The sequence below is a fragment of the Pseudodesulfovibrio hydrargyri genome (genome assembly GCF_001874525.1).
GTDB lineage: Bacteria > Desulfobacterota > Desulfovibrionia > Desulfovibrionales > Desulfovibrionaceae > Pseudodesulfovibrio > Pseudodesulfovibrio hydrargyri.
The window spans coordinates 2,788,507-2,803,249 of sequence record NZ_LKAQ01000004.1 but is presented as its reverse complement, the minus strand read 5'-3'; the positions used below and the strand labels follow the sequence as shown (position 1 = coordinate 2,803,249).

Annotated in this window: 9 protein-coding genes; 7 read left to right on the top strand and 2 right to left on the bottom strand. The window is 65.7% G+C overall.

Features of this window, described 5'->3' with window-relative positions; genetic code table 11:
* Window positions 1-518: 518 nt before the first annotated feature.
* Window positions 519-1,886, bottom strand: a complete 1,368-nt coding sequence (gene asnS, locus BerOc1_RS17290; RefSeq protein ID WP_071547004.1) for an asparagine--tRNA ligase — start codon at window positions 1,884-1,886, stop codon at window positions 519-521.
* A 153-nt stretch (window positions 1,887-2,039) separates the two neighbouring features.
* Between asnS and ftsY the strand changes: the two genes are divergently transcribed.
* The 3 genes from ftsY (at window position 2,040) to BerOc1_RS17275 (ending at window position 5,815) form a co-directional block, all read left to right on the top strand.
* Entirely contained in the window at window positions 2,040-3,434 is a 1,395-nt protein-coding gene (gene ftsY, locus BerOc1_RS17285; protein ID WP_071547003.1) for a signal recognition particle-docking protein FtsY, read from the top strand.
* Between the two features lie 26 nt (window positions 3,435-3,460).
* Window positions 3,461-4,921 (top strand): 30S ribosomal protein S1, encoded by a 1,461-nt coding sequence (locus BerOc1_RS17280; RefSeq protein WP_071547002.1) that lies wholly within the window; start codon window positions 3,461-3,463, stop codon window positions 4,919-4,921.
* 120 nt (window positions 4,922-5,041) lie between these two features.
* Complete coding sequence (locus tag BerOc1_RS17275) at window positions 5,042-5,815, top strand: substrate-binding periplasmic protein (RefSeq protein ID WP_071547001.1); 774 nt, start codon at window positions 5,042-5,044, stop codon at window positions 5,813-5,815.
* 22 nt (window positions 5,816-5,837) lie between these two features.
* Here BerOc1_RS17275 and BerOc1_RS17270 read toward each other — a convergent pair whose 3' ends face one another.
* A complete protein-coding gene (locus tag BerOc1_RS17270; RefSeq protein ID WP_071547000.1) occupies window positions 5,838-6,665 on the bottom strand; it encodes an RluA family pseudouridine synthase in 828 nt (275 codons plus the stop codon).
* Between the two features lie 154 nt (window positions 6,666-6,819).
* Between BerOc1_RS17270 and BerOc1_RS17265 the strand changes: the two genes are divergently transcribed.
* The 4 genes from BerOc1_RS17265 to BerOc1_RS19455 are packed head-to-tail and all read left to right on the top strand — an operon-like array spanning window position 6,820 to window position 14,737.
* On the top strand, window positions 6,820-7,770 hold the full coding sequence (locus BerOc1_RS17265; protein ID WP_242653032.1) for an ornithine cyclodeaminase family protein: 951 nt from the start codon (window positions 6,820-6,822) through the stop codon (window positions 7,768-7,770).
* Window positions 7,771-7,772: 2 nt separating this feature from the next.
* Window positions 7,773-8,657, top strand: a complete 885-nt coding sequence (locus tag BerOc1_RS17260; RefSeq protein ID WP_071546998.1) for a DMT family transporter — start codon at window positions 7,773-7,775, stop codon at window positions 8,655-8,657.
* Between the two features lie 2 nt (window positions 8,658-8,659).
* Window positions 8,660-11,809 (top strand): UvrD-helicase domain-containing protein, encoded by a 3,150-nt coding sequence (locus BerOc1_RS17255; protein ID WP_071546997.1) that lies wholly within the window; start codon window positions 8,660-8,662, stop codon window positions 11,807-11,809.
* A complete protein-coding gene (locus BerOc1_RS19455) occupies window positions 11,810-14,737 on the top strand; it encodes a PD-(D/E)XK nuclease family protein (RefSeq protein WP_071546996.1) in 2,928 nt (975 codons plus the stop codon).
* Window positions 14,738-14,743 lie beyond the last annotated feature (6 nt).

The following is a 14,743-nucleotide window of genomic DNA, read 5'->3' as shown; positions in this document are numbered from 1 at the left end:
TGCCTTGTCTCTCAAAGAACGTCCCGCGCATTGCGGGAAATTACAATCTAGATTTTTCTAGATCAACCGTCAACCACTTTTTGAAACTTTTTTCAAATTTCCGGAGCGGCCAACCATTCATTATGCTTGAGAAAGAACGAGCCGCCGGGTCGTTCCAACAGGGCTTCCCCGTGCGGCGAAAGAGGTTCTAGGTGAATCGCACTCGGAGGTCAAGCGCTTTTTTAAACTTTTTTCAACTCTTTCTCCGCTGCATTTTTAACACACTGAAATAGCATAAGTTTTTTTGAGTACTGCGAAGTGCAAATCCTTGCCGGTCCGCTTGCGCCCCTCTGATGGACGCCCGATTCACCCCCTGGTTCCCTCAAACCACCCTGCCTTTTTCCTGGTCTGGACACCGATCCATTCATCCCAATTTCCCCCAAGACAAGCTTCACTCTCCCAGCGCGCATCCCTTCACCAACAGGAAAGGCCCGGCGGTTTTCCGCCGGGCCTCCCGAAATTGACCATTACTAATATATTTAGAACTCAAGGCTCTTGGGCGTCCTGGGGAACGGGATGACGTCGCGGATGTTGTGCACCCCCGTGACAAGCATGAGCATGCGCTCGAAGCCCATGCCGAACCCGGCGTGGGGCGCGGAGCCGTATCGGCGGGAGTCGAGGTACCACCAATACTCCTCCTTGTTCAGACCCACTTCGCCCATACGCGCCGTGAGCACGTCCAGACGCTCCTCGCGCTGGCTGCCGCCGATGATCTCGCCGATGCGCGGCACCAGGCAGTCCATGGCGGCCACGGTCTTGCCGTCGTCGTTCATGCGCATGTAGAACGGCTTGATGGTCTTGGGATAGTCGTAGACGTAGACCGGCTTCTTGAACTTCTCCTCGCACAGGAACCGCTCGTGCTCGGTCTGCAGGTCGATGCCCCACTCCACCGGGTACTCGAACTGCTTCTTGGTCTTCTTCAATATATTGATGGCTTCGGTGTAGGGCAGCCGTTCGAACGGCTCCTTGAGGATGGTCTCGAGCGTGGGCATGAGGGACTTGTCCACCCACTGGGCGAACAGCTCCACGTCCTCGGCGCAGTTGTCGAGCATATGCCCGACCAGGTACTTGATCATCTCCTCGCCCAGATCCATGTCGTCGGCCAGGTCCGCGAAGCAGATCTCCGGCTCGATCATCCAGAACTCGGCCGCGTGGCGCGGGGTGTTGGAGTTCTCGGCCCGGAAGGTCGGGCCGAAGGTGTAGCAGTCGCCCAATGACAGGGCGAACATCTCCACCGAGAGCTGGCCGGACACGGTCAGGTTGGACGGCTTGCCGAAGAAGTCGTTTTCCACCGGCTCCCTGCTGCCCGCCTCAAGCGAGGTCACGCGGAACATCTCGCCCGCACCCTCGCAGTCGCTGCCGGTGATGATCGGGGTATGGACGTAGAAGAAGCCCTTGTCCGCGAAGAACCGATGCACGGCCTGAGCCAGGCGCGAACGCATGCGAAACATGGCCCCGAACTTGTTGGTCCGGGGACGCAGGTGGGCGATGGTCCGCAAGAATTCGTCGGAGTGGCGCTTCTTCTGCAGGGGAAAGGTCTCCTGGTCCGCTTCGCCGAGAACCTCAACGGTCTTTCCGCGCACCTCCCACTTCTGCCCCTTGCCCGGAGACTCCACCAATTCGCCGGTGACGGCCACGGACGCCCCGGTGCCGGTGCGCTCCAGGGCGGCCTCGATCTCCGGGGTGTGGTCCACGATGACCTGGATGGTGCCCAGGCAGGAGCCATCGTTCAGGGCCAGGAAGGAAAAGCCCTTGTTGTCGCGCTTGGAGCGGACCCAGCCCATGATGCGGATGTCCTCCACCGGGGCCTGTGCGTTCAGCGCGTCGATTATCTTGGTTCGTTTCATGAATTCGTCCTCTGGGTGAATTTTTTCCTCGCTCTTAGCCGCTTGGACGCATAATGGCAATACGTAGGGGGCGACATCGTCTATTGCCACCTACAACGAGGTAGGCTATTAACTACGCCCGAACTGACAACGTTATCAATATAAGAGGCCCTGATGGGATTTTTTAGCAAACTGAAAAAAGCCTGGGCAAGACCGGAAGACGCGGCGCAGCAGGCCCTGGACGAATACAAGCGGGAAAAAGGGCTGGAACTCGACGAACCGGCCAAGGCCGAGCCCGCTCCCGAACCCGCGCCCCAGGCCGCCTCGGCCCCGGAAACACCCGCAAGCGACGTGGCCGCGCCCACGCCAGGCGAGGACTGGCAGGCCGGGCTGACCCTGGCCCTGCGCCAAGCCGAACCCAAGCTCTCCCAATGGCTGAACATCATCGTCGAAGGCGTGGACCGCAAAGGGCAACCCCTGTGGGACCGGTTGGCCTTCCTGTTCAAGGCCTTGGGCGCGCCCGAGGCCGAAGCCGGCGACTTCATCACCAAGTTCGAGGCCTGGCTCGACGACATGGGCTACGACGCCGTGGCCGACTTCAAGTCCGAGCTGCAATACCGGTTGGCCCTGGCCCTTGACCTGGAGGACGAGGAGGACGAACGCGACCGCCTGTTCCTCAAGCTCTCCGAAGGCATCTCCAAGACCCGCGAACAGATCACCAAGCGCATCGACGGCCTGCTCTCCTCCCACTCCTCCCTGGACGACGACTTCTGGGAGGAATTCGAGGAAATTCTGATCATGGCCGACGTGGGCATGGAGGCGGCGGGCCAGCTCATGAACAACCTGAAGGCCCGCGCCCGCAAGGCCGGGACCGACAATCCCGAGGATTTCAAGGACATCCTGCGCGAGGAACTGGAGGACATCTTCAAGGTTCCGAAACGCATCGAGGCCGTGAACCCGCCCGAGGTGCTGATGATGATCGGCGTCAACGGCGTGGGCAAGACCACGACCATCGCCAAGCTGGCCTACCGCGCCCAGATGCAGGGCCGCAAGGTGCTCATCGCCGCGGGCGACACCTTCCGGGCCGCGGCCATCGACCAGCTGCGCGTCTGGGCCGACCGCCTGGGGACCGGCTTCTTCGCCAAGGCCGAAGGGTCCGACCCGGCGGCCGTGGCCTACGAAGCCATGGACAAGGCCGTCAACGAGGGGTACGACCTGCTGCTCCTGGACACCGCAGGGCGGCTGCATACCAAGGCCAACCTCATGGAGGAGCTGACCAAGATCAAGCGCGTGGTGGGCAAGAAGCACGAAGGCGCGCCCCACCGCAACATCCTGGTCATCGACGCAACCACAGGCCAGAACGCCCTGAGCCAGACCAAATTGTTCAATCAGGCCGTGGGCGTGGACGAGATTATCCTGACCAAATTGGACGGCACGGCCAAAGGCGGCGTGGTGGTCGCCGTGACCCTGCAGAACAAACTGCCGATCACCTTTGTGGGGCTCGGCGAGAAGATGGAAGACCTCCGTCCCTTTGACGGCAAGGACTTCGCCAAGGCCCTGCTGACTTAACCCTTTTACCCAACGGTAGAGACAACGTGTCCGAAGAATTCAAAGAGCGTAATGGCGTGGAAGAAGGCGAAGAGTCCTTCGCCGAACTGTTCGAACAGTACAGCGAAGGCGGCGGTGACGATCTGTCGGTCGGCGACAAGGTGACCGGCACCGTCATCCAGGTGGGCGAGAACACGGTCTTCGTGGACACCGGCACCAAGCTGGACGGCATTGTCGAGCGCGAGGAACTGCTGGACGAGGACGGCAACTGCACCGTGGCCGAAGGCGACAAGGTGGAGTTGTACGTGGTCGGCAAGGACTCCGGCGGCATCAAGCTCTCCCGCGCCATCTCCGGCATCGGCGGACTGGCCATGCTCGAGGAGGCCAAGGCGGGAGCCCTGCCCGTGGAAGGCAAGGTGGAGTCCACCTGCAAGGGCGGCTTCAACGTGGCCATCCTGCAGCGCCGGGCGTTTTGCCCCGTGAGCCAGATCGACGCCCGCTTCGTGGAGAACACCGAGGAGTACGTGGGCCAGACCTACGAATTCCTGATCACCAAGCTGGAAAGCCACGGCCGCAACATCGTGGTCTCCCGCCGCGCCCTGCTGGAACGCGAGGCCGCCGAGTCCGCCCAGTCCTTCGTCAGCGAGACAAAGGTGGGCGATGAGGTTGAAGGCATCGTCACCCGGCTGGCCGCCTTCGGCGCGTTCGTCGAGATCATGCCCGGCCTGGAAGGGCTGGTGCACATCTCCCAGCTCGGCTACGGCCGCGTGGGACATCCCGAGGAGGCGGTCTCCGTGGGCCAGAAGGTCCGGGCCAAGATCACCCGCCTGGAGCATGACGACAAGGGCCGACTGAAGATTTCCCTGTCCATGAAGGAACTGGCCCAGGACCCCTGGGACACCCTGTCCGCCACCTTCGCCCCCGGCGACATCGTCACCGGCAAGGTCGTCCGGCTGGCCGAATTCGGAGCCTTCGTGGAGATCGCCCCGGGCGTGGACGGCTTGGTCCACGTCTCCGAGATGAGCTACACCAAGCGCGTGAACAAGCCCTCGGACATGGTCAAGGAAGGCGACTCGGTCCCGGTCAAAATCAAGTCCATCGACCCGGACAAACGGCGCATCAGCCTGTCCATGAAGGACGCCGAGGGCGACCCGTGGTCCGGCGTGGCCGACCGCTACCAGGCGGGCCGGAAGGTCGAGGGCGTGGTCGAGAAGCAGGAGCAGTTCGGCATCTTCATCCAGCTGGAACCCGGCATCACCGGCCTGCTGCCCAAGTCGGTCATCTCCCGTTCCGAAAAGCCCGCCGCCTTCGAGAAGTTGCACGCCGGGGACACCGTCGAGGTGGTTATCGGCGAGGTCAAGGCCGGGGAGCGCAAAATATCCCTGACCACCGGCGACGCCCGCGAGGACGGCGACTGGAAGGAGTTCGCGCCCAAGCGCAAGGCCGAGACCGGCTCCATGGGCCTGCTCGGCGCCAAGCTCCAGGAAGCCTTCGACAAGAAGAAATAACGCGGCCCGGCCGCGAGACGAGAAGACCCGGCCTCCCTGCGGAAGCCGGGTCTTCCCTTTTTTACCCGTTCCACTTTTTCGTTTTTTGGTATAGACTTTCCTCAGCCCGAGGAATACGCCATGAAATGCCTGACCAGCCTTGTCCTGCTCGCCCTGCTGCTCCCCTTTCCGGCTTATGCGCGAGACGTGGACGTGGCCACGTCCATGTACTGCCCCCTGGCCTGCGATCCCTCCGAGGCACCGCACGACGGCATCATGCACGAGGTCCTGCGCCGGACCTTCGAAGGCACGAAATACCGCCTGATCTTCCATGAAATGCCCTATGTCCGTGCCATCCAGGAGACCCTGGACGGCCGGTACGACGCGATCTCCTATGCGGGCACGGCCCATGCCGAGGACTTTATCTTCGTGCGCAACCTGGACATGATCAACGTGGTCCAGTTCGCCACCCGCGCGGACAGCGCCTGGCAATACCAAGGCGTCGAGTCCCTGGACCAAATCCGCTTTTCCATCCCCAAAGGGTTCAGGACCGGCAACAGCGAGATGGACGACTACCTGGCCCGCTACGAACGCGACCCGTCCAGAATCAAGATGACCTCCTGCGACAACCCGACCATGGCCCAGTGCTCCAACCTCGAGTGCATGCTCAACGACCGCATCGACGCCATGCTCGTGGGCTCACTGGCCTTCCGCTTCATCACTCGGCAGGCAGGCGTGGCCGACCGCGTCCGGGTGGACCCGGAGCCGGTGGCCATGTTCTACAACCGCATCGCCTTTTCGCCCCGCAGCCCCGACGGCGAGGAACTGCGCGGCATGGTCGAGCGGAAGATCAGGGAGATGCGGGCCTCGGGTGAACTGAAGGGGATTTTCGACCATTACGGGATCGGCCCCTGAGCCGGAACCGCCCCCGCCGGAATCAGAACAGCGGAATGGCCTCGGCCTGAAAGCCGGGCATCTCGATGCGCTGGTGCTGGAGCATCAGCCCGCGCGGGCTCTCGCCCCCGCCGTACAGGGGGTCGCCCAGGATGGGATGGCCGATGGAGGAGAGGTGCGCCCGGATCTGGTGGCGCGCGCCTTTCATTATCAGGCAACGGACCAGGGAGGTGCCCGCCGCGTTGTCGTGGGACAGGGCCGTGATTCCGGTCCATCGGCGGGAATCCGGGTCCGGCTCGGCCAGGACGCGGGTCGTCTTGCGGTCGTCCGTGTCGAGTCGGCTGCGCACGGACACGATCCCGTCGAGCCGCCCCTGCACGCGGGCCAGGTAGAATTTCTTGATGGCCCCATCGGCCTCGCAGCGCAGGTACGCCTCGCGGGCCTCGGGTGTCAGGGCCACCAGCAGCAGCCCGGAAGTGAGATAGTCCAACCGGTTGAGCAGCACGGGTTCGCAGCCCGGGAACAGTTCGGCCAGGACGCCTTCGGCGCTGGGCTCGTCCTTGCCCGAGATGGCCGCCGAGTGCACGCCGCCGGGCTTGTTCACGGCCGCGAAGCCCCCTTCCAACCTGACGATTCTCAGGCCCAGTTCGTCCGCTGTCGTCATTGCCCGCACTTCCCCTATTTCCACCGTTTGTCCGGCCCGGACCTTGTAGCCGGGCTTCCTGGCCCGGCCATCCACCGACACGTGTCCTTCGTCGCACAGCCGACGCCGCAGGCGCAGCCCGGAACCGGGCATGACCGCCTCGAGGGCCCGGTCCAGGCGGCTGCCGTCGCCGGACGCGTCGATGCTGAACGTCCCCTCGAAAAACATGCGTCGAGCATACGCGCAACCACCCTCCCCGGCAAGGGTTTCCGGTTGCGTTGGCAAGGAAATTGAAGCATCCTTGCGCGATGTTTCAATGAACTGATTGCGGCGCGAAGGGAGTAAAATGGGTTCGGAAGTTCGCATCATATCGGCAGGGGACATGGATCGCCTGGAGATCTCCATGGCCGAGTTCATGGACGCGGTGGAGACCGGTTTCGCGGCCCTGGGCAAGGGGCTGGGCAGCATGCCCGCCAAGATCGGGGTGCACCCGCGCGAGGACAGTTTCATCCACGCCATGCCCTGCCATCTCGGCGGGCGCATCGACCGCGCCGGGGTCAAGTGCATCGCGGGCTACCCGGCCAACCCGGCCAAGGGGCTGCCCTACATCTCCGGCGTCATGGTCGTGAACGACCCCGAAACCGGACTGCCCCTGGCGATCATGGACGCGGCCCGGCTCACGGCCTGGCGCACGGGCGCGGCGTCGGGCGTCTACGCACGCCACTTCGGCGCCCCCGAGACCTCCCGCCTGGCCATCGTTGGAACCGGCGTCCAGGCCCGGACCAATCTCCTGGCCATGAAGGAGGTCTTCCCCGAGTTGAACGAGATCCGCTGCTGCGGCCTCCGCGCCCCCTCGGTCCAGCGGTTCATCGACGAGATGGCCCCGCAGCTTCCGGGCGCGGTCTTCTCCCTGCACACCGACATCGAAACCGCCGTGCGCGACGCCGACGTGCTGATCACCTGCACGCCCATGATCGAGGAGCCGGACCGGCCCGTGCGCAGGAAGTGGCTCAAGGACGACTGCCTGGTCATCGCCGTGGACTACGATGCCTGCGTGAACGAGGACGTCTTCGCCGGCGCGCACTTCACCTGCGACCACCGCGAGCAATACGTAAGAACCCAGGAAGCGGGCACCTATTTCCGGAACGGTTACCCCCTGCCCGAGGAGATCGACGCGGACATGTGCGAGGTCTGCGCGGGCGGCAAGCGCGCCCTGCGAAAGGGACGCCGGGGGGCCGTGCTCATGGGCATCGCCGCCCACGACGTGATGGCCTCCGCCCTGATTTATGAACGCGCCGCCAAAGCCGGGGCCGGGACCCTGGTCGAGTTGTAGCCATGACCGGATTCCTCTATGTCCTCGCCGCCGCCTTCATGTGGGGCGTCATCGGCGTATTCACCAAGTTCGTTCTGGCCGAGGGCGTCAGCGCCCTGGAAATCGCCTTCTGGCGGGCCATGTTCGGCTGGATGTTCTTCCTGGTCCACGCCGCCGTGGCCGGGCAGCTCAAGGCCCACCGCTCTGACCTGCCCGCCCTGCTCGGCTTCGGGGTCATCTGCGTGACCCTGTTCTACGGGGCCTACCAGATAGCCATCCGCGACGTGGGCATGGCCATGGCCGCCGTGCTGCTGTACACGGCCCCGGCCTGGGTGGCCCTGCTCTCCCGGCTGGTCCTCAAGGAGGAGATGACCCTGATCAAGGCCGCCTGCGTGGCCATGACCATCCTGGGTGTGGCCTGCATCAGCCTGGGCCCCAAGCTGACAAGCGGCTCGGCCTTCGACCTGAACCTCTTCGGCCTGGCCGCCGGGCTGCTCTCGGGCTTCACCTACGCCCTCTACTACATCTTCGGGAAGAAATTCCTGTACCGTTATCCCACGCCGACCATCTTCGTCTACGCCCTGCCTTTCGGCGCGCTCCTGCTGTGGCCGTTCATCCATTTCGTGGACAAGTCGCCCCAGGCGTGGCTGCTTTTGATCGGCATGGCCCTGGTCACCTCCTACGGCGCGTTTTCGGTCTACTACGCGGGCCTCAAGCGCATGGACGCCACCCACGCCTCGGTCATCGCCACCTTCGAACCGCTGGTGGCCGCAATCCTGGCCTACGGACTGTTCGGCGAGAAGTTCTCCCTGCTCGGCTACGCGGGCTCGTCTCTGATCATCGTCGCCGTGCTCATGGTCGTGTTGTCCGGCACCCGCAACCGCAAGACCGCGCGAAGCGAGGCCTAGCCGTGTCCGAACTGCGACAGGTCAAGGCCTCGGCGGGCTCGGGCAAGACGTACCAGCTGACCCGCCGCTTCCTGGCCCTGCTGGACGCCGCGGACGAGCGGGATACGCCGTTCGTCTGCACCAACCGGCCGGGCCGGGGATTCACCTGGCCCGAGATCATGGCCGTGACCTTCACCAACAAGGCCGCCGCCGAGATGAAGGAGCGCGTGGTCGGCGGACTCAAGGCGAGCGCGCTCGGCATCCAGGAAAACCCGGCCTGCTCCCCGGAAACGGCCCGGACCACGGTGGGCGCGATCCTGCGCCGCTACCACAGGCTGAACATCCGGACCATCGATTCCCTGCTGGTCCTCCTGCTCCGCCTCTTCGCCCTGGAATTCGGGGTGCGCCCGGACTTCGAGATCGTCTTTGACGAGCGCGAGCTGTTCGACGCGGTCTTCGACCACTTCCTGGCTCTGTGCGAGGAAGACGAGAACGCCGCGGGGCTGCTGGACAGTGCGGTGGGCACCCTCATCCGCCAGGAGGGGCGCAACGGCTTCTGGGTCCAGGACACGGTCCGCGATCGCTTGCGCGAGCTGACCGGCTGCGTCGAAACCCGATCAAGCGACCTGCTGACGGATCAAGCGGCCATCGTCGAACTGCTCACCGGCGAGTACGCGTCTTTCAGGCAATCGGTTGAAGCCATGGGTGCCCACGCCGAGGAAACCGGCCTGCCTCTGAATAAATATTTCCGTGATTTCCTGACCAACTGCCTGGACATGGAGCTGTTCGACCCGGTCCCGGATTCCGCGTCCATCAAGAAGACCACCGTGGCGGACTGCGTCCTGGCCAAGGGCAAAGGACTGGTGGACGAACGCACCGAGTCCTTCTACGCCCATCTGCAAGGCAAATGGGCCGAGTACCGCCAGAGCCGCGCCGTCCTGGCCGGAGCCTACTTCCTGGCCCCGGCCATCGACATCGCCCTGCGCCTGGAAAACGGGCTGGAGGAGCTGCAACGCAAGCAGGGCATGGTCCTGAACAGCGGCGTGGCCGGGCACGTCATCGACCTTCTGGCCGAAGGCGGGGCCGTGTCCGAGGCCTACTGCCGGTTGGGCTGCCGCTTGCACCACCTGCTGGTGGACGAGTTCCAGGACACCAACCGCGACCAGTGGCGGGCCATCACCCCGCTGGCCGGGGAATGTTTGGGCAAGGGCGGCAGCCTGTTCTTCGTGGGCGACGTCAAGCAGGCCATCTACGGCTGGCGCGGCGGGGACTCCGCTCTGTTCGACGAGGTCATGGCCCAGCCCGAGATCGCCGGGCTGGTGGAGCGCCCCGAGGCCGAGAACCTGCCGGACAACTGGCGCAGCCACCGCAACGTGGTCGAGTTCAACAACACGTTTTTCGCCAACCTGGAGGACCCGGACCAGGCGGCGGAGCTGGCCGAGCGCGTCCTGCCCGACGCGGACGCCGGTTTCCGCGCCGAGTTCGCCGACCAGCTTTCGCAAAGCTTTTGCGACTGCGCCCAGTCCCTGCCGGACAAGCACCGGAACACCGGCGGCTACGTGCGCATGGAGCGGATAGAGGGCGGCGGCTCGGGCGAGATCGAGGAGCAGACCCTGGAGCGGCTGAACGCGCTCATGGACGACCTGACCGCTCGGCGCAACTACCGGGACATCGGTATCCTGGTCCGCTCCCACACCCACGCCTCCCTGGTCTGCGACCTGCTGGTGCGCAAGAACATCCCGGTCATCACCGAGAACTCCCTGCAACTGGACCGCCATCCCGTGATCCGACAGCTGGCCGGATTCCTCGGCTTCCTGGACTTCCCCCGCGACGACGCGGCCTTCCTGGCCTTCATCGGCGGGCACGAACTCTTCCTGGCCGAATCCGGCCTGGACGAGGCCGAGCTGCTGGACTGGCTCATCAGGCCGCGCAAGCGGCCGCTGGGCGTGCAGTTCCGCGAGGACTTCCCCGGCCCCTGGCAGCGGCTCATCGAGCCCTTCTACAACCAGTCCGGGCTGATGACGCCCTATGACCTGACCATGGAGGCCGTGCGCGTCTTCCGGGTCCTTACGCGCCACCCCGAGGCCGAGCTGTACGTGCGCCGCTTCCTGGAGGTCGTCCATCTGGCCGAAGAGAACGGGTACGGCTCCCTGTCCGCCTTCCTGGAATACTGGGAGGAGAAGTCGGACCAGGAAAAGGTCCCCCTGCCGGAGAACATCGACGCGGTGCGCATCATGACCATCCACAAGGCCAAGGGGTTGGAATTTCCGGTGACCATCGTGCCCTTCCACCACTGGAAGACAGACACGGACCGCAACTTCGCGGTCCGGGAGTTCAAGGGACACAGCTTGCTCGTGCCCATGAAGAAGGACCTGGGCCGCCCCTACCAGGAGAGCCTGGGCCGGGCCGTGCGCGAACAGCTCAATCTGCTCTACGTGGCCTGGACCCGGGCGCGGGAGGAGTTGTACGGCTTCTATCCCGAGACGGCGCGGGTCGCCAATCCGGTGGTCCTCAAGGCCATGGACCAGTTCCTGGAGCCGGACGACGACGGCGTGTTCGAGCTGGGGGACACCCCGGCCGGGACGCACCCGTCGGCGCAGGCCGTCCGACCCGAGCCGGTTGAGTTGGCCCCTGCCACGGGCGAGGCGGACCTCATGGGCTGGCTGCCCAGGCTGCGGGTCTACCGCCACAACCTGGACGACTATTTCTTCAACGAGCGCATGCGTGGCGAGGTGGCCCACCGGGTCATGGAACACATGCTGGTCACCGGCGACGACGCGGCCGACATCAAGCGGGCCATGGCCCTGGCCGTCCAGGATTTTCCGGAACTGGACGCGCTGCCCGACGCGGAACGGGAAAAGCTCGGCCAGGACCTGCGCGCCATGGCCCAATGGGCGCTGGGCGACGACCGCCTGCGCGGCTGGCTGGCCGTGGGCACACGCGAACCCGAGGTCCTGGCCCCGGGCGGCGAGTTCAAGCGGTTCGACCTGCTCGTCACCGGCGAAGAGGCGGTCATCGTGGACTTCAAGACCGGCCGCCCGGACCCGCACAACGAGGTCCAGGTCCGCGAATACATGGACATCCTCGGGGCCATGGGCGGATACGGCTCGCCTCGCGGCTTCCTGGTCTACCTGGACCTGCGCGAAATCCGCGAAGTCGGGGGGGAGGCCTAGATGCGGTCCATCCTCCTCGTCCCCTGGCAGATCGATTTCATGCCCGTGCTGGCCGACATGGTCGCCGCCTCGGACAATCCGGCCAAGCTGACCATACTATTCCCGCACAACCGCCCGCGCCGCCACCTGAAAGGGCTGCTCGCCGCACATCCGGCCATGAAGAAGCCCGCGTTCATGCCGGAGATGACCTCCATCGCGGACTTCGTTTCCGGACTGCACCGCCGCCTTTCGCCCGTCCCGCCGGTCAAGGCCGCCCAGCTCGATCTGGTGGAGATGCTGCGCACCATCGTCGCGGACCTGCGCGGGCGCAAGGGCAGCCTGCTCTCCCGCCTGCCCGAACTCGACCGCGAGGCGTTCCTGCCGTGGGGCATGCTGCTGGCACGGCTCATGGACGACCTCCTGCGCCAGGATCTAGCCCCCCAGGACCTGGAATACATGGAGGGCGAGGTCTCGGCCTATGCGGCCGGGCTCCTGGAGCAGCTGCGCGCCATCCACCACGAGTACCTGACCCGGCTCGACGCCCGGGGCTGGACCACGCCCGGCCTGTCCGCCCGCTTCGTCCTCGACCACCTGGACGAGGTGGCCGACGCCCTGGACGGCAGGACTCTGCTGGCCGCCGGATTCTACGCCCTGAGCGGGACCGAGGACCGGCTCTTCCGCGCCCTCTGGGAGCGCGGTATCCTGACCCCGGTGCTGCACTCGGACCCGGCCCTGGCCGAGGGCGGCCGCGCCCACTGGGCCACGGCCGAACACACGGCCTGGCTCGCCCGCTGGGGAGTGCGCCCGGAGATACCATTTAACCTCGACACCGCGCCGCACGCCCCGGACATCCGCTTTTGCGAGGGCTACGACCGCCACTCGCAGCTGGCCGGGCTGGCCGGGGACATGCGCGAGGTCAAGGGGCGCGACAGCCTGGAGCGCACCGCCGTGGTCCTGCCCGACGAGGGCGCGCTGTTGCCCGTGCTGCACATGCTCCCGAACGTGGACCCGGACCTGGAGCCGAACATCTCCATGGGCTACCCGCTGGCCCGCACCTCCCTGGCCCGGCTCATCGAGACCCTGCTGGTCCTGCGCGAGAACCGCTCGCCGGACGGCCGCTACTACTGGAAGGATCTGATCGCCCTGATCCGCCACCCCTACCTGCGGCTGCTCGGCCCCGAGGACAAGCCCCTGCGCACCGTGTTCCACCTCTGGGAGGCGGCCATCCGCCAGGGCGAGAAGTTTATCGATCCCACGGCGTTCGAGCCGGAATGGGACGGCGACGCGCTCAAGGACGTGGACCGGGCCGTGGCCGAACCGCTGCTCGCGGAAATCCTGGACCGCTGCCTGACCGCGTTCGCGTCCGTGAACACCCTGGCCGAGGTGGGCGGGGCCCTGGCCGGACTGGCCGGGATGCTCCATGCGCGCGGGGAGCGGCTGTGGCACACCTACCTTATGGACGCCGAATGCCTGTTCCGGCTGACCAACTCGGTTATCCCGCAACTCAAAAGCGCCGAGACCTGCTTCGAGCCTTTGGGGCAGTCCACCCTGCACTCGTTCCTGCGCCGGTTGCTCGACCAGGAGCGCGTCTCCTTCGAACCCGACCCGCTGACCGGCCTCCAGGTCTTGGGCGTGCTCGAGACCCGGCTGCTCCATTTCGACAAGCTCTTTGTCCTCGACGCCGTGGAGGAGCGGCTGCCCGGAACCAACCCGTTCGACCCGCTGCTGCCCGACCCGCTGCGCAAGCTCCTCGGCCTGCCCGACGCCCGCGAACGGGACAACGTCTCGGGCTACAACTTCTACCGCCTGCTCATGGGCGCCAAGGAGGCGGTCGTCTACTACCAGAACGGCATCCAGCCCGGCGTGCTCGACGGCAAGTCCGTGCGCAGCCGGTTCGTCGAACAGCTGTTGTGGGAACGCGAACTGGCCTCGGGCAAACTCATCACCCCCGAGGACGGCGTGGTCCGCGCCGTGACCTTCCCGGCCAGCTCCCTGCCCGCCGGGCCGCCGTCCGTCCCGGCCACCGAGGCCGTGCGCTCGGCCCTGGCCGAGTTCCTGACCGCCAAAGGGCTGTCGCCGTCCGGCCTGGACATCTACATGAACTGCCCCAAGCGGTTCTTCTACCAGTATCTCTCGGGCGTGCGCCCGGTGGACGCCGTGGACGAGGACGGCGACCGCAGCGAGTTCGGCTCCCTGGTCCATGACGTGCTCAAGGAGTTCCTCCTGCCCCATGTCGGGACCGGCGAGGACCTTTCCGCCCTGGACCCGGCCCCGCTGCTCGCGGCCTTTAGCGAGACCTTCCGGGCCGGGCCGCTCCACGCCCGGCTGTCGCTGGACACGCGCACGGCCCTGATGGAGGCCGGCCGCTACCGGCTGGAGCGGTTCGTGGCCGCGCAACAGCCCGCCACCCTGCTCGGCCTCGAGCACCCCCTGGAAACCACCCTGACCGTGGACGGTCTGGAGATCCCGTTCAAGGGGCGCATCGACCGCGTGGAACGGCGCGAACAGGGCGTGGTCATCCTGGACTACAAGACCGGCGGCGCGCTCCTGCCCAAGGCGCGCTTCTGGGGGGACGTAGAGCTTGCGGACCGCATGGCCGGTTTCCTGGAGGGCGACGTGGACCCGGACCTGCTCCTGCACCTGGCCGACGCCGTGCGCTCGGTCCAGCTCCCGGCCTACCTCCATCTCTATGCTCGGGCCGAAGGGGAATCCCCGGTCAACGCGGGTCTGGTCAAGCTGGGCGAAAACGGCAGGGAGCAACTGCTCTTCCCGGCCAAGTGGACCGAGGAGGAAGTGGACGAGGCAGTGGACGACACCGCCCCGCTCCTGGTACGAACACTGGTCCGGCACATGCTCACGGCCTCCCGGTTCGATCCCCGGCCCGGAGACCGCTGCAAGTGGTGCGATTTCACCAAACCGTGCGGGCAAACCCCGCCCAAGGACAAATAGGAATTC

Coding starts and splice junctions, on each gene's coding strand:
- asnS (WP_071547004.1), bottom strand. CDS start 1,886: ATGAAACGAACCAAGATAATCGACGCGCTGAACGCACAGGCCCCGGTG.
- ftsY (WP_071547003.1), top strand. CDS start 2,040: ATGGGATTTTTTAGCAAACTGAAAAAAGCCTGGGCAAGACCGGAAGAC.
- BerOc1_RS17275 (WP_071547001.1), top strand. CDS start 5,042: ATGAAATGCCTGACCAGCCTTGTCCTGCTCGCCCTGCTGCTCCCCTTT.
- BerOc1_RS17270 (WP_071547000.1), bottom strand. CDS start 6,665: ATGTTTTTCGAGGGGACGTTCAGCATCGACGCGTCCGGCGACGGCAGC.
- BerOc1_RS17265 (WP_242653032.1), top strand. CDS start 6,820: ATGGATCGCCTGGAGATCTCCATGGCCGAGTTCATGGACGCGGTGGAG.
- BerOc1_RS17260 (WP_071546998.1), top strand. CDS start 7,773: ATGACCGGATTCCTCTATGTCCTCGCCGCCGCCTTCATGTGGGGCGTC.
- BerOc1_RS19455 (WP_071546996.1), top strand. CDS start 11,810: ATGCGGTCCATCCTCCTCGTCCCCTGGCAGATCGATTTCATGCCCGTG.